Genomic DNA, 14,389 nt, shown 5'->3' with positions numbered 1-14,389 from the left:
CCCCTTACCGATCAAGACACGCATAACATAATTCAAAACTTTTATTAATCAAGGGAAAATCCGGAATAATATTTCCTGGAACAGCAACAGTAAGCGCTGGCCAATTAGGGTACGAGGCCGAGCGGACAAAATATCGATAAATCGTATTATTCTCGCCAGCCATAAGCCAGTGCAAATTAGAACCGCGCGGTGATTCAGTCACGCTAAATGCTGCTTGATATGGCTCAACTGAGCCCAATTCACCTTTGAGCTTACCACTTGGTAACCCTTCAAGCAGCTGACCAACAATTTTGATGGACTCAACTGCTTCATCAGCCCTCACCCACAAGCGGGCAGCCACATCACCATTCGTATATACCGGGACGTGAAAGCTAAGGCTGCGGTAAGCAGCATAAGGAAAATCCCGCCGTACATCAAAATCAACTCCTGACGCTCTGGCCGCTACACCAACAACCCCCAGATCAAGCGCCGCCTGTTGTGGCAAAATACCTGTTTTATTAACCCTGTCCAAAAACGCATCATTATCACGTAGCAGGCCAAGTAAATCGTTAAGTTCATCAGTAATCCCTGCAAGCAACCGCGCAATATCCTGCACTAGTTCTGGTGTTATATCCATTGTAACACCCCCGAGGGTGATCCAGCCACGCAAAAAGCGATTTCCCGTCAAGCGCTCGTTAAGCCGCATCAATTGCTCCTTGAGACGAGAACCATTGCTGGTACCTGCAGCAAATCCTAAACCAGCACACAAATTACCAATATCGCCAACATGATTATATAGTCGCTCCAACTCAGCAGCCAGCACTCGTAAATACTCAGCTCTTAGCGGAACCTCCGTATTGGCAAGACTCTCCACGGCCTGAACATACGAAAGTGTATTTGCCACTGAGCAAGCACCGCAAATCCGTTCAGTCTGAAATAATGCTTTACTAAATGAAAGGCCTTCAACTGCCTTTTCAATACCACGATGCGCAAAAAACAGTTTTGCTTCAAGATTGATGATATTTTCACCAGCCTGACTAAACCGAAAATGTCCTGGCTCAATTATACCGGCATGAATCGGTCCGACCGGTACTTCAAATACCCCTTTTCCTTGTACAGGCGGCACTGGATATTCGATGCTCTCGCCAGACTCTACGCTATCAAGTTCAAAATCCTTTCTCAATGGATATTGTCCCTGGGACCAATTTTCATGCAGCACCAATGGTCGTAAATCCGGATGCCCCACTGGTTTTAAGCCAAATAAGTCATGAATTTCCCGTTCATACCAGGCTGCAGCTGCCATAAGCGGCGTAAGTGAAGGAAACTCCGGTGAGTCATCCTGCTTAATAATTGCTTTGATTGTTTTAAAAGCAGCATCTTCCTTGCTAAAAAACAGTACATAAATGGCAAAACTACCGTTTATCATACGTTCATCATTAGCAAACATTGCCGCCAACCGGAAGAGTCCACCATGGCAGACCACCGTGGCCGCAGCCCTGAGGGTTGATGCCGGTATAACCTGTACTGATCCTATCATAATCCCCCTCCTATGATAATAGCCACCGCCTGGGTAATAAGTGTATCAAACCAGGGAGGCAGATATATTCCGCCAACGATCATTAGTACCATAGAAACCGATACGGCTGCCATGGCTGGTTTTCCCAGTCGGTAATTGCCTATTACCTTGCTTGGTATTGGACCAAAGCCAATTTTCAAAGTATAGTAAATCATACCTGCAAAAATAGCCGCCATCAACAGCAATATGATCGCCCCCAACCAGGAATTTCCCGATTGAAATGCGGCCCAGATAATGGTCAGCTTGCTATAGAAAATGCTAAATGGCGGTAAACCAGCAATAGCCAACACGGCAGCTACAAACATGGCACCCACTACCGGCATAGCTCCCACCAGTCCCTTAATACGCATAATATTCTTGGTCCCATAATGCTGAATAATAGCCCCAGCCAAATAAAACAAAGATGACTTTGTTATCGCATGATTAATGATGTGCAGTAGCGCACCATATACGGCAAGGGGAGTTCCCAAACCAAGCCCCAAAGTAATAAGTCCCATATGTTCAATGCTCGAATAGGCTAACAAGCGTTTCAGGTCATGCTGCACTAAAATAAATGGCACAGCAATACTAAGGGAAAGTAAACCAAATCCGATTAAAAACTGTTCAGGAAAAGCAGGCCCTACAGCCCCTTTTACAATAATAACCATGCGAATAATACCATATAAAGCACAACTCAAGAGCGCGCCTGATAACAGACCGCTAACCGGTGAAGGTGCTTGGCTGTGAGCATCAGGCAACCAGGTATGCATTGGAGCTAAACCAGCTTTTGTACCATAGCCGATCAATACAAATACAAAAGCTAACTTAATCATGGCCGGATCGAGTTTATCGCTAACCGCCTGGATCGCCAGCCAGCTTAGCGCCTGTCCCCCACCGCTCAAATCAGCATTAACTTGAGCATAATATAAGAGAATAGTTCCCAATAAAGCCAAGCATATACCAACTGTACACACCATAACATATTTCCAAGCCGCTTCCAATGCTGCCCGATTAAAATAAAACGCAACCAGTAGCGCCGAGCTAAGAGTAGTAGCCTCAACAGCGACCCAAAGCATCCCCATATTTTCTACCATAGGCACACAAATCATCGTAAACTCAAACAAATTAAATAACGCAAAATAGCGTTTGAGCATTTTAAATGAAACCTTTCCCTCTAGGATTTCCTGTTCCATATAAGAGAGGGAAAATAAGGTCGCCGTACAAGTAAGCGTAGCTACCACCAACAGCACAACCGCACTTAAGGAATCAATATAGAATTGACCCACATGAATTGTCCCATTTTCTACTACATGATGTACAATGATGATCAAAGTGAAACTCAATAGCATACTGCCTATTAAATTAATAAACCGGATCGCTTTTTGCCCTGACTGTATCATAGTAAAAGCACCGGTTATAAGCGGCAGAACAAGCGCTAAAACTATCAAATGCCCCATAATATCATCCCTTTAATTTTTTTAACATACTGGTATCTGTCGACATATGAGAGCGTTTGAGCCGATAAGTCAAAATAACCAGCACCACTACCGCCACTAACACATCCAAAAATACACCAAGTTCAATAATCAGCGGCAAGCCTTTAGTTACCGAAAGGCCAACCAAATATAGACCGTTCTCCATAGTTATCAAACCGACAATTTGGAGTACTGCCTGCCGCCGGGTCATAATCATTGTTAAACCGATTAACATCATGGCTACTGCCGCGGCCAGCGCATCTCGACTAACAATTCCCGGAAGCGCCCTGTCAATCAGTCCATAGGCCAAAACAATCATAATACCTGCCGCCATAACAGAATAGTTCGGACTTATAATTGGATTAACTTCCCGTTCCCGGCGCAGCATCCTTACAATGCGAAAAAGGGCGTAGGGAATAAGCCCGGCTTTAATAACAAGTGTAAGAGCCGCTGCAATATAGGTATGCATCTCGCTAGTTTCAGCAGCAACAAAAGCACACGCCAAGGCCACTAAAGCCGACTGAATCAGCAGGATATTTACAGCCGTTTTAAGGCTGGTTACCCGACTCAATAAAAGTGCCAAAAACAACAAAATGATAATAAGCAGATTCATAGCTGCACCCCCTTCTTACTGCGCCACTAACGCCAGAAGCGCCAACATGCCAGCCAACCCCATAAATCCCGGTACTTTAAACAATCGCATTTTATTGGTACTTGTCTCTATGACTGCCAAAACAACTGCTGTAAGTACAACTTTAACAACAAGCCAAAAAAGCACCATTACCGGCGATAAACCGCCTGACTGCCAGGGCAAAAATAATACCGTAAATAGCAGAATAAAAACCAATTGTTTGCTAGCTGCTGCTAAAAAAATCAAGCCTAGTCGGCGTCCCGAATATTCAAGCACCATAGCCTCGTGGATCATAGTTAATTCCAAATGTGTATCCGGATTATCTACTGGAATTCGTCCTGTTTCAGCCACTAATATAATTAAGAAAGCAACCGCAGCAAAAATGTACGGCAATGAAAATGGCGTACTAGCAGCTGCTGCTGACATAGCTGCCAACTTTGTCGAACCAGCCCTTGCTGCCACCGTAAGCAGCGTTACTAATAACACTGGTTCTACTAATACACTAATATACAGCTCGCGTGAACCGCCCATACCGCCAAAAGTGCTACCGGCATCAAGCGAAGCCAGTGCCAGAAAAAAGCGACCGGCCGCCAAAAGATATAAAAGCGCAAACAAATCGCCTGACATTAGCAGCGCTGCTGCGCCAAAAGCTCCGGCAAAATAAATATACGGTGCGCAGGTGAATACCCATGAGGTAGTGGGAGATACCACACTATCTTTCTGCAATAACTTAAATAAGTCATAATACACCTGAAATAAGCTTGGCCCCCGACGGTTTTGCAACCGTGTTTTGCTAACCTTGATAATTCCAGAAACTAATGGCGCTGCCAACACAAGCGCCATAGCATAACCCAGTGAAATTAATATTGTAGTCATTTGTTCCATATTGCTCACCACCCAGTACTCAAAATAAGAGCTATCACTGTAATTGCTGTGATATATCCGATATAAAGCTGAACACTGCCTGCCTGAATGGCCTTCATAAATTGCGCTGCATGAATAATTCCAGTATTAATTGGTCGATAAATAGCACTAAATATATCGACAATACTCATATGATAGCTTAGCCTCCGGCCAAAGTAACGATTGGGAGTCAAGTCGGCAACTGTTTCATGCTGTGGCCGCAATATGGCTTTAAACGCCAACCTAATCGGTTTGGAAAAACCAGTAGCCGTATATTCCATCCTGGAAGTCGGCACAATACCGCAAGTCCAAGTTTCCCCTTGTCGCAGCTGCTCTCTTCCATATAATCTGTATAATATCCCAGCAACCATTACTCCTAACAGCAGCAGCACTGCCACCATAGGCATTTGTAGACTGCCATTAGCTACGCCTGCATGAACTTCGGCTGCCTGCCAGGTAGTTCCAGCAAAGACTTGCGCTGGATCAACGCCGGCTATGCCTGACAAGACTTGCTTAAGCATTTGAATCACAGGTTCAGGCCATAAACCAAGAAGCAAACATAACCCAGAAAGTGCTGCCATAGAAACAAGCATGGGTTTATTGGCTTCCCTAGCCTGCTCTGCCTGAACACTCCGCGGTTTTGCCAAAAAAATGATACCAAATGCCTTGATAAAACAGGCCGCCGCAAGTGCTCCTGTAAGACCTAGCAAAGCTAATAAAAACGCACTAAACACCTTACCCAAAGCCCCAGTCATACTCTGTGGCAGGTAAAATAAAGCCTGAAAAGTCATCCATTCACTAACAAAACCGTTCAAAGGGGGCAGAGCGGAAATAGCAGCTGCTCCCGCCAAAAACCAGACTGCAGTATAAGGCATCTTTCTGATAAGTCCACCCAACTGCTCAATATTTTTGGTGTGAGTTGACTGGAGCACCGCCCCTGCTCCCATAAAAAGCAGCGACTTAAATATGGCGTGATTGAGTACATGATACAGTGCCGCCACCCAGGCCAGAGCAGCCAGCCCCCCCTGTCCCTTTGCTGAAAATACCAGACCTGCGCCCATCCCCAAGAGAATGATACCAATATTTTCTACGCTCGAATAAGCCAGTAAGCGTTTTACATCCTGCTCCATTAGTGCATACAACACGCCCAATACCGATGAGACAATAGCCAATATGAGGATAACCGCCCCCCACCATACCGGCCCTGTTCCCAAAAATTCAAGATAAAATCGGCATAACCCGTAGATAGCTGTTTTAATCATGACTCCTGACATGAGTGCTGACACATGGCTAGGCGCTGCCGGATGAGCCCGCGGCAGCCAGATATGCAAGGGAATAATGCCAGCTTTAGCGCCAAAACCAATAAGCGCACATAAAAAAACAGCATTTCTGGTCCAGGTATCAAGACTGCCTGCCGTTTGTATTAAATGAAAAAAGTCCAAACTACCTGCCTTACTGGCCAACAGGAAAAAAGCTGTAATGATAAAAGCTGTTCCTACGTGAGTCATAACAATATAAATAAAGGCTGCCTTGCTAACTTCATTTTTTGTATGTTCATAATTAACCAAGAGAAAAGAAGTCAGCGCCATAATTTCCCATACAATAACAAACGCAGCTACATGGCTCACACTTACTACTAAAATCATGGATAGTAAAAAGGCGTTATACAGTGACGCCATTACTCGGTAACGGCAGCCATCCTCAAGGTATTCTTTGCTGTAACCGATAGCGTAAACACTGGCCGCGCACCCTGCCACTCCAATTATCAGCAAAAAATAAGCCGCCAAATAATCCAAGCGGATATAGACGGGCTCGGCAAACATAACCCATGGCGTAATTAATTCAATCTTCCCACTGTTAAAAATAATAATTGCACATAGTATGGCCGCCAAACATCCTAGCGCTGCCATTCCATGTGCAACATAATTAACTATTTTATTTTTACTAGTGAAAAATGGTGCTACTACACCTACAATAAAGAAAATCATCAAAAAATATAATAATAACTCAACAATCAAATCGCTCGCCTCCGGCATATTGGTAAATAGGTAGCATTTCGCTATTATACCACATTATTATACTGCGTACGACATTAAATATACTTTTTACATGTTTTTATGAAATTGACTGTATGTAATACCAACACAAAAATAACGTAGAATACAAGAAGAGGTGTTTTACTTTTGGCATTGCCCCCAAAGTAACAAAAGGTCTAGTCCTAAGCCTCCAAAAGCTGAAAAGCCGGACGATATTCCTAAAATCCGTAAACTCGCTACGCTCAAACAGTACGGATTTCTTTACGGAATACCGCCCGGTTTTTCTCCTGCGGAACGCTTTTTCCGGCAAAGGCCGGGGAGTTACGGGGGGGCCGGGTTTTGTACTTGACACCCCTTATTTTATAAGGCCTTCGCGACTCCCAAAACTATAAATTCTGATACATTAAGAAAAACAACAGCTTACGCCCCGTGTGTCTCCTTATTGCCAGCTTGTTCTCCCCGCTTTTTCTGCCAATAACCGATAGACAGAACAGCTACTGTAACCCCAATCTCAAGCATAAGTGCGTATGGCTCGAACCATACGCCAAGCTTCTCATCAGCAACCATCATTTTAGCAGCCGTCCAAGCAAGAATAGCTGAACCCGCCCAAATAATAATAGGGAACTTATCCATAAGTTTCATTAACATCTGACTACCAAATACCACTAGCGGTACACTCAAGACCAAGCCAAATACTAACAAACCAAAATGTCCATCAGCAACGCCAGCAATTGCCAATACATTGTCAAGGCTCATGATCAAGTCAGCAAAAATAATAACTTTAATTGCTTCCCAGAAGTTTCCTGCACCATCACAGGCTACTTCTTCATGCTTATCTCCCAGCAAATTCACTGCAATATATACCAAAGCAAGGCCACCCAAAAATTGCACATATGGGATTTTAAGCAAATATGCAGCAACCAGTGTAAGAAGAATTCTCAAAATTACAGCGCCAGCACTACCCCATATTACAGCTTTTTGCCGCTGCTCAGCAGGCAAATTTCTACTAGCCAAAGCTATGACAACAGCATTATCCCCACTCAGTATTAAATTAATCAGCGTAATACTGCCTAACGCAATCCATAATTCCATGTCCATCAAACATACCCCCTAAACTATATTATTTATATGGTATCCTAGTTCTTACGTCGCATTATGCAATCTTAGTGCCCACCCCCACCACAAAATAAACAAAGACCTTAGCCGTCAGCAACGGTAAGGTCTTCTTTAAATATAACAACAAGACCTTACTATAGTATATATTGGAGTAATATACTAAAGGTCTCACTATTGGACTGATCCAACGACACAACCATGCACTATGTACAGTATTGTTGACTGTGCCTGCCAGTTACTCCCCTTTAGGGTATTCAATTTTACTTGCTACGTACTGCACTTATGATAATATAAACTTTTATCGAAGTCAATATAATTTATCTGAAATTAGACTAATCACTATAATTTTGTCCACCAATTACCATTAGACGACCTTCCTATAAGTTGTGATATAATTAGCGAGTGTTTTTTATTATTTATGTCACCTAGGTTAAGGAGGTCCTACTTTCTATGGACGCTGTATCTCATGCTTTGCTTGGCGTTGCCGTTGCTGGATTATCTGGCCATCCGCTAAGCCTTACTGATCCAATTTACTTAGCTAGTGTAATCGGTGCGCAAGCACCTGATTTTGATATCATCGCCATAGTCCGCGGTAATTTTGCCTTACTCAGACAACACCGGGCTTTCTCTCATTCCCTCCCCGGCCTTGCCCTATGGTCAAGTTTGATTGCCGCCAGCTTTTTATTGTTTTATCCTGGGGCAGCCTGTACTGAAATATTCATTTGGGCTCTTTTGGGCGGGCTGTCACATAGTATTCTGGATTTTTTTAATGCCCATGGTGCCGCTGTTTTATGGCCGTTTAGCAGAGAACGCAAAAGCTTTAGCTTGTTAAATGTATTTGATCCTTTCCTGTTAACCATCATGCTTACAGTGTTTATGCAGCAATTACCTGCCCGCGAAACTTCGTTGCTATTTTTTATATCAATCAGCCTATATATTGGTCTACGGTACTTACTCAAGCGACATGCCACCCTGCGGCTCAACCAATATTTTGCTTCCTATGCTCTTACCCGCCTGCTGGTTATGCCCTCACTCAAAAGCCTATTTTTCTGGGATTTTGTCGTTGAAACCAAAGACCAGTATTATGTCGGCCAACTAGGTTCCTGGCAACAGTCTTTGACAATTCACACCAAATTTGCTAAACAAATATTATCTCCTGCTGCTCAAGAAGCCCATAATACTGTTTTAGGTGAATTTTTTTCATCCTTTACACCATTTAGCTATTTCACCGAAAATCAAGATACAGAACATGCTGGCAAGCTTGTGCACATATATGATTTACGTTATTTCCTTAATCAAGACTTTCTTCATAGTGCCACAATTATTTTTGACTGCGACCAACATCCTTGTGACTCTTATATTAAGACATCTGGACGAATAATAAAAATACCTTGTTAGGAGTGGCATTGTGCTTAAATTCGCAGGCTTAGTATTTGCTCTAATGTTGACGACACTTATCTTGTCCCAGCCAGCAGCAGCAGCTACCTTATCGCTTAACAATTGGCAGGCCAGCGGTTCACAAATATGGCGTATTACTTTTCCAGGCTATGGGGGGCTATCAACTATTGATGGGAAAACCGCTAGCGGCACTTCCGAACTCTATTATCCTCAATCAGGTAATTATGCGACTATCAATTATGAAAAGCCCCTTTCTCCTACCCATAAAATAAATTTAGAAGTAGGAATATTGGGGACCTTTACATCAGGAACAGGCACTGATTCTGATTGGGATTACTCGCAATCAGAAAAATTATGGCATTATGGTGTTTTTGAGACAGGCGGTAATAGTACTATAATAAATCTTGATTTCAAACACACGATTGGTAACAATACTGATTTTTTTTATGGCTATGGATATTCTAACAGCCACTATGTTATGACTCAAGGTCACTATTCTATTCTGGATTACGACGATAATGCAAATATCTCCCTGCCTAATCTGAATTCGACTTACTCGCTTGTTTATCATGGACCACATATGGGCTTAGCTACAACTAAACAACTAGCACCAAAACTAACGCTAGTTGGCAGCCTTTCTTATTCACCCCTTACCTTGGTACAAGGCCGTGGTTGGTGGAATTTGCGCGACCTGAATTTTCGGCATTTAGGTACTGGCCAAATGATAGATGGGAAAATTGGTCTGCGTTATAATGTGACAAACCACCGTGATAATTCACTTACATTGGGCTATCGTTATCAACAATATAATTTATTTACTGGTTCAGAAAATACCAGCGAACAAATAACCTGGGCTAAAGCTACTAAAGTACAGCAAGGTTGGTACATGGGAGGAGATTTTAGTTTTTAACTTTATAGGTTGTTTTGTGGCTCCTTGTTACCTGACTGCTTGTTTTTAGAAAGCCGCGAACCAATAAGGACAACAATAACGGCAAAAGCTATTGGTATAGCCCAATGCATCCAGGGATATGGCGCCAACAAAGGCTCAATTTTTTGATCGGCAGTTGCCATCTCACCGCCAGTCCAGCCCAGAAAAGCCGCACCAATCGTGATTATGATTGGCCAACGTTCCATTAGCATATTAATTAGTTTGCTACCCCAAATAATAATCGGAATGCTAATCCCCAAACCAATAACCAATAATGTAATATCCCCTTTGGCTACGCCGGCAATGGCAAGTACATTATCAACACTCATAACTACATCAGCAACAATTATTGTCTTAATAGCCCCCCATAAATTACTATTCGCTTGTAGCTCATGGTTTTCTTCTTCACCTGCCAAAAGCTTAACTGCAATCCACAGCAGGGCTAAACCACCAATTAGCTGTAAGTAAGGAATCTTCAACAATACAATGGCGACAAAAGTGAGAATAATTCGTAACCCAATAGCTCCTGCCCCACCCCAGATCATAGCCTTATTTTGCTGATCAGGTGGTAGATTACGACTGGCTAAAGCAATCACTAACGCATTATCGCCGCTTAAAAGCATGTTGACCGTTATAATACTCATTAGCGCTACTATCCACTCCACAAAAATCACTCCCCTACTGTGTGTCAGTCATTTATTGCAATGTTAGTATTGCCGCTTTTTCAATAAATTGTTCCTAACAAAAATAGCCAACCGTATATTCACAAAATACGGTTGGCTACCTCTGTTAGTTGTTCTAAATTGCGACATTCAAATACTTGTTGACAATATGGCTGGTATTCTTTCATGAGACAATCGCCCTCAAGCCATTCAGTTTCCGGTAGCGGGTTAAGCCAATAAATGGACTGCGCCTGTTCAGCAATCTTAGCCAACTCATCAGCGCCACCCGGATGCCAGTTGTTACGTCCATCGCCTAAAATAATCAGCTTTGTCCGACCACCAATGGCCGCAAGCTCATAACGAGCTATTTGTTCAAAAACCAAGTCATAGCGTGATAGTCCTACGCGGCGATTGAACCGGTCTCGAAGATGCCTAGCCTGCAAAAAGGCGTTAACATCTTGACTTTTAAACCAATCAGTTACTTCTACTGCTTCATCAATAAAAACAAAGGATCTGATGTTAGCGTAACGCCGCTGCGCTGCCTGCACCAGTTGCAGCATAAAACGGCTAAACCGTTCAACAGAATTGGAAACATCACATAACAGCCATAAGTCTACCTTACTTTTTATTTTGTCCCGGTATTTCAAGTGTAATGGGCAACCACCTGTACGTATTACTTCCTGAAAAGTTCGGCGAATATCGACCTTACCCCGTTTAGCCCGCCGCAAGCGAATTCCCGGTCTCTCTGCCAGTTTTTTGGCTAATTTACCAATTTCTTGTTCAACAGCTACTATTTCTGCCGCTGCCAGGCAATCAAATTCCCGGCGGCGAATGTTTGCATATTCTACCAGTTTGAGAATATGCTGACGGCCAAACTGTTTGACAGCCTTACGCTCCAATTCGCGCCGCAGGAGCGCTTCTAACTGGGCAAATGTCTTTTGCCATTTTTGCAAGGCCGCCTCCTTCATTTGTCCAGTCGCATATTGACGTTCAACCTTGTTGACAGCCTCAAACCATCGTAAATTTACTTGGGCTTGACGTAGCTTTTGCGAAATTTCCGCCGGCTCGGCACTACCAAGCGGTATATCTGCCGTAAATTGCCTTGCCAATTCTTCCAATATGGCTGCTGGTTGATTATTGATAGTTTCTAGCAAGCCCTCGGCATCACCGCCAGCACCAGACGAACTGCGACCACTACCATCAGCAGTAGCCCCCTTAATCGTGAGTACTTCTGGTTGAGACTTAGCTTGTGTTGCCTGATTCACTGGCGCAAGATCAAAATATAGTTCAAATAGAGCAGTAAAAACCGGGCGCTCCCAAGTGCTTTTCACAAGGGTGGTTTCCAATACCCCCCGCAGTAAAGCGGGATCAAAACAGGTAAGCTCGGCTGCCGTTAACGCATCCACTGCTTCCATTGTTGTTACCGTTAGCCCTGCTTGGCGCAACAGCCGAACAAAATCAACAATTACTTGTTTCATGGCTTTAATAAAAATGGCAGTTTATCGTTGACAAGATCACGGTCTTTAGTATATTTAAGCAAGGCACTAAGTGTAGCACGAACTGTATCTGTAGTTAGCTCACTGCCAAGCAGTGTCATGGATGCCACCCAGTCAATCGTTTCGGTAACACTAGGGGGTTTTTTGAGTGCCTGTTTACGTATATTTTGAACAAATTCAACAAGCTGACTAGCAAACTTACGGTCAATGTCTGGTGCATTCAGTTCAACAATCGCCAACTCCCGTTCAAATTCAGGATAATCAATATTAAAATGCAAACACCGGCGACGCAAAGCATCACCAAGTTCTCTAGTACTATTGGAGGTCAAGACAACATAGGGCCGGGTAACCGCGCTTATCGTACCCAGTTCAGGAATCGTAACCTGCCAATCAGATAACGCCTCTAACAAGAAACTTTCAAATTCCTGATCGCTTTTATCAATCTCATCAATCAAAAGTACCACAGGCTCCGAACTAGTAAGCGCCGATAGCAGCGGACGTTTTAGCAAGAATTCCTGGTCAAAAATTTGTTTACGTCCTGTCTCCCAACCTTTTTCCGTCAATGCTGCAATTTGGATATATAATAACTGTTTTTGGTAGTTCCATTCATATAGTGCTTTACTCTCATCAAGGCCTTCATAGCATTGCAACCGAATAAGCCGCCGCTTACGAAGGCGCGACCATGCTTTCGCCAATTCCGTTTTACCAACACCGGCTGGCCCTTCTAATAACAGTGGCTTTTCCAGGTTCTCCGCTAAATACAAAGCGGCAGCTAAGCTATCATCAGTAAGATATCCATTTTGGCCAAGCTGAGCCTTAAGCTCTTCAATTGCCTCTATCATATTACCAACTCCGTTACTTTGTTTCTGTGGCTGCTAAACTCACTCATGGAAGATACACCTTCCCATCTTTGAATACTGTTACTACTTTTTTTATATAGTTAATATCTCGTAATGGGTTACCTGACAGCACCAGCAAATCTGCCCGTTTGCCTGCAGCCACTATCCCTATCTCCTGCTCCATCCCCAATGCCTGAGCCGCAAGGCCAGTAGCAGCATGCAGCGCGGCAGCAACCGGCAAACCGCAATCCACCAATAAAGCAAGCTCCCGCCATATATCGCCATGTCCAACACCTAATGCTCCGGCATCGGTCCCAGCAACAATCTTAGCTCCCGCCTGATACGCTCTTTGTACCATAGTCTGATGTTGCCGGTAAACAGTCTCAATCCCCCTCGCCGGTAGTGTTCTGGTCTCATGGGTCTGACCATACTTCAACATACGTTCAAACGGGACTAATGTGGGTATCCAATATACCCCGCTGTCAGTAATGGCATCAGTTGTGGCTTCATCAATAAGCGCTCCATGTTCAAGCGTACTGACACCAACAGTCAGAGCCTGGCGTACGCCATCTACACCGTTGGCATGTACTGCTACCATCTTTTTCAGGTGGCGTGCTTCCATGACAGCTGCCTGGGCTTCCGGTAGTGATAGTTCAACAACACCTGCATCTTGACGAACAAAATTAACACAGCCTGTCATCATGATTTTGACACAGTCAGCACCACCTCTGACCTGCTCGCGCACAGCTTTAACCACTTCTTCAGGGCCATCAGCTTCCCGACCACCCGCATAATGAAAGTGTCCCCCAGTGATGGAAATGGCCTGCCTAGCAGTAAGAACGCGTGGCCCGCTTACAATACCTTGCTTGACTGCTTTTTTTAAAAATGCATTAATGCCAAAAGGACCACCTAGATCCCGGACAGTAGTTACCCCTTGGCGAATAGTTCTGGTCAGGTTGTTAACGGCCCTGAGCAGTGTTGTCTCTTTATCTTCTTTCCACCGTAATGTACGGGATTTCATATCAGAAATTCCTTCTAAAAACAAATGCACATGGGGGTCAATAAGCCCGGGCATAACGGTGTACTGCGAATAATCAGCAGCTGCTGCCACTTGCTCGGCTGCAAAATCATCCGCTTGGCCAATACCAGCAATATACCCATTTTCAACCGCCAAATAACATGACTCTTGCGGCGTAAGGCCTGTCCCGTCAATTAACAAGCCAATTTTAAATAAATGCATAGTTGCTTCCTTCTTCCTCACACTAATCTCAAGGTATTCTGCATAATATGCTTAAGTACCTGCCATAATGGTTTGACTTAAGTAAAAATTCTTGACATTATGTTGCTGCCTAAGTATAATTTATATGTAAT

The 14,389-nt window shown here is 43.7% G+C and carries 12 protein-coding genes; 2 read left to right on the top strand and 10 right to left on the bottom strand.

Annotated features, from left to right (window positions below; all coding sequences use genetic code 11):
• Positions 1-4: 4 nt before the first annotated feature.
• From ACZ449_RS04670 to ACZ449_RS04645, 6 genes are all read right to left on the bottom strand, one after another.
• Positions 5-1,516, bottom strand: coding sequence for a hydrogenase large subunit (locus ACZ449_RS04670; RefSeq protein WP_464259902.1), 1,512 nt, complete (start codon positions 1,514-1,516; stop codon positions 5-7).
• A complete protein-coding gene (locus tag ACZ449_RS04665) occupies positions 1,513-2,991 on the bottom strand; it encodes a hydrogenase 4 subunit F (protein WP_464259901.1) in 1,479 nt (492 codons plus the stop codon). The genes ACZ449_RS04670 and ACZ449_RS04665 overlap by 4 nt, the downstream gene beginning before the upstream one ends.
• Before the next feature lie 4 nt (positions 2,992-2,995).
• The gene (locus tag ACZ449_RS04660) at positions 2,996-3,622 is read right to left on the bottom strand and encodes an NADH-quinone oxidoreductase subunit K (RefSeq protein WP_464259900.1); all 627 of its coding nucleotides are present in this window, start codon (positions 3,620-3,622) and stop codon (positions 2,996-2,998) included.
• A gap of 15 nt (positions 3,623-3,637) precedes the next feature.
• The gene (locus ACZ449_RS04655; RefSeq protein ID WP_464259899.1) at positions 3,638-4,525 is read right to left on the bottom strand and encodes a respiratory chain complex I subunit 1 family protein; all 888 of its coding nucleotides are present in this window, start codon (positions 4,523-4,525) and stop codon (positions 3,638-3,640) included.
• A 5-nt stretch (positions 4,526-4,530) separates the two neighbouring features.
• Positions 4,531-6,561 carry a hydrogenase 4 subunit B gene (hyfB, locus tag ACZ449_RS04650; RefSeq protein WP_464259898.1) on the bottom strand — a complete coding sequence of 677 codons (2,031 nt, stop codon included), beginning with the start codon at positions 6,559-6,561 and terminating at the stop codon, positions 4,531-4,533.
• A gap of 438 nt (positions 6,562-6,999) precedes the next feature.
• Positions 7,000-7,677 carry a TerC family protein gene (locus tag ACZ449_RS04645; protein ID WP_464259897.1) on the bottom strand — a complete coding sequence of 226 codons (678 nt, stop codon included), beginning with the start codon at positions 7,675-7,677 and terminating at the stop codon, positions 7,000-7,002.
• Between the two features lie 468 nt (positions 7,678-8,145).
• On the opposite strand from ACZ449_RS04645, the gene ACZ449_RS04640 reads away from it, so the two are divergent.
• A complete protein-coding gene (locus ACZ449_RS04640; RefSeq protein WP_464259896.1) occupies positions 8,146-9,093 on the top strand; it encodes a metal-dependent hydrolase in 948 nt (315 codons plus the stop codon).
• Positions 9,094-9,103: 10 nt separating this feature from the next.
• Positions 9,104-10,003: a hypothetical protein gene (locus ACZ449_RS04635; RefSeq protein WP_464259895.1), complete on the top strand. Its 900-nt coding sequence runs from the start codon at positions 9,104-9,106 to the stop codon at positions 10,001-10,003.
• Positions 10,004-10,005: 2 nt separating this feature from the next.
• On the opposite strand, the gene ACZ449_RS04630 is transcribed toward ACZ449_RS04635, so the two are convergent.
• From ACZ449_RS04630 to ACZ449_RS04615, 4 genes are all read right to left on the bottom strand, one after another.
• Positions 10,006-10,686, bottom strand: coding sequence for a TerC family protein (locus tag ACZ449_RS04630; protein ID WP_464259894.1), 681 nt, complete (start codon positions 10,684-10,686; stop codon positions 10,006-10,008).
• A 98-nt stretch (positions 10,687-10,784) separates the two neighbouring features.
• Positions 10,785-12,161: a VWA domain-containing protein gene (locus tag ACZ449_RS04625; protein ID WP_464259893.1), complete on the bottom strand. Its 1,377-nt coding sequence runs from the start codon at positions 12,159-12,161 to the stop codon at positions 10,785-10,787.
• Entirely contained in the window at positions 12,158-13,021 is an 864-nt protein-coding gene (locus tag ACZ449_RS04620) for an AAA family ATPase (RefSeq protein WP_464259892.1), read from the bottom strand. The genes ACZ449_RS04625 and ACZ449_RS04620 overlap by 4 nt, the downstream gene beginning before the upstream one ends.
• A 43-nt stretch (positions 13,022-13,064) precedes the next feature.
• Positions 13,065-14,258, bottom strand: coding sequence for a metal-dependent hydrolase family protein (locus tag ACZ449_RS04615; protein ID WP_464259891.1), 1,194 nt, complete (start codon positions 14,256-14,258; stop codon positions 13,065-13,067).
• Positions 14,259-14,389: the final 131 nt, after the last annotated feature.

The sequence above is a fragment of the Desulfosporomusa polytropa genome (assembly GCF_055380075.1).
Note: the sequence above shows the minus strand (reverse complement) of the source record. Positions and strands in the feature narration are given on the sequence as shown.

Excerpts from the sequence above, each read along its gene's own strand:
- ACZ449_RS04660 (WP_464259900.1), bottom strand. The coding sequence starts at position 3,622 with ATGAATCTGCTTATTATCATTTTGTTGTTTTTGGCACTTTTATTGAGT.
- ACZ449_RS04665 (WP_464259901.1), bottom strand. The coding sequence starts at position 2,991 with ATGGGGCATTTGATAGTTTTAGCGCTTGTTCTGCCGCTTATAACCGGT.
- ACZ449_RS04655 (WP_464259899.1), bottom strand. The coding sequence starts at position 4,525 with ATGGAACAAATGACTACAATATTAATTTCACTGGGTTATGCTATGGCG.
- ACZ449_RS04620 (WP_464259892.1), bottom strand. The coding sequence starts at position 13,021 with ATGATAGAGGCAATTGAAGAGCTTAAGGCTCAGCTTGGCCAAAATGGA.
- ACZ449_RS04615 (WP_464259891.1), bottom strand. The coding sequence starts at position 14,258 with ATGCATTTATTTAAAATTGGCTTGTTAATTGACGGGACAGGCCTTACG.
- ACZ449_RS04670 (WP_464259902.1), bottom strand. The coding sequence starts at position 1,516 with ATGATAGGATCAGTACAGGTTATACCGGCATCAACCCTCAGGGCTGCG.
- ACZ449_RS04645 (WP_464259897.1), bottom strand. The coding sequence starts at position 7,677 with ATGGACATGGAATTATGGATTGCGTTAGGCAGTATTACGCTGATTAAT.
- ACZ449_RS04640 (WP_464259896.1), top strand. The coding sequence starts at position 8,146 with ATGGACGCTGTATCTCATGCTTTGCTTGGCGTTGCCGTTGCTGGATTA.
- ACZ449_RS04625 (WP_464259893.1), bottom strand. The coding sequence starts at position 12,161 with ATGAAACAAGTAATTGTTGATTTTGTTCGGCTGTTGCGCCAAGCAGGG.